At 39.4% G+C, this 1,101-nt stretch carries 1 protein-coding gene; it reads right to left on the reverse strand.

Annotation, left to right across the window (positions count from 1 at the left end; genetic code table 11):
- Window positions 1-16 precede the first annotated feature (16 nt).
- Window positions 17-1,101, reverse strand: a protein-coding gene (locus CIK00_RS21095) for an IS3 family transposase (protein WP_101770502.1) whose coding sequence is annotated in 2 segments (ribosomal slippage) — window positions 17-897 and window positions 897-1,101 — 1,086 coding nt annotated over the 2 segments. Because the reading frame shifts where the segments join, the coding sequence is not laid out codon by codon here. This gene is flagged as partial in the annotation.

Here is a 1,101-nt window from a genome sequence, read left to right on the forward strand (position 1 = left end):
TTTATAGGTGTTTAAATTAAGCGGCGGCTTCCATCATCACTGGTGATAAATAGTTGTTATAACTATGGCCCCGTTTGGTATTGTAATGCTGCAATATATATTTGAGTGTATCTCGTTCTGCTTCGGCATAATTGTTATAGCACTCTTTTGGCATCCACTCTGTTTTGAAACTTCTAAAAAATCGTTCCATTGGGGCATTATCCCAACAATTTCCACGTCGACTCATGCTTTGTGTTAGTTGATATTTCCATAATGTTTGTCTGAATTGAAGACTCGTATAATGACAGCCTTGGTCTGAATGAAACATCACATTTTGTGGTCGCCCACGGCTTTCGTAAGCTATTCGAAGTGCTGCACAGGTTAAATCACTATTTGGGCTATCTGAGCACGCCCAGCCCACAATTCTTCGAGCAAATAAGTCCATAACAACGGCTAAATACAACCATTTATTGCCAGCCCAAACGTATGTCACATCGCCACACCAAACTTGATTCGACGCATTAACATTAAATTTTCTACTTAATAAATTTGGGGCTATTTTAGAGACATCTTCAGATATTTTATATTTATGTTTATTCGGTTGTTTACTCACAATACCGAGCTCTTTCATTAAGCTAGCAGCTTTATATCGGCCAACATTTTCACCCTGTTGACTAAGTTGACCTGCTATTGTTCTTGCGCCAGCAGAGCCTCTGCTACGACTATGAATATCAACGACTTTCTGACGTAGCAATGCCTGCTCAGGCGTTATTATTCCTCGATATTTAAGTCGATAATGATAGCTACTACGAGGTATTTCAAATAGCTTACATAGTGGTTTTATTGAATGAGGCTCTTTTGATAATGCCGCGATCAAATCTATCGTTTGATGCTGTCCTGCATTAAAAGAGCGGAAGCTTTTTTTAGAATATCGTTCTCCCACTCAATCTGTTTGATTTTTGCTTCGAGCTCTTGAATACGTTTTTGTTCTGGCGTCATTGCCTTCGAACTTGGTGTGATTCCACCATGTTCTTGCTTTAGCTGAGCAACCCAGCGACTCATTGCTGTATATCCGACACCAACAGCATTACATGCTTCTTGTATTGTGTAGCCTTTATTTAA

It is taken from the genome of Photobacterium carnosum, assembly GCF_002849605.1.
Lineage (GTDB): Bacteria > Pseudomonadota > Gammaproteobacteria > Enterobacterales > Vibrionaceae > Photobacterium > Photobacterium carnosum.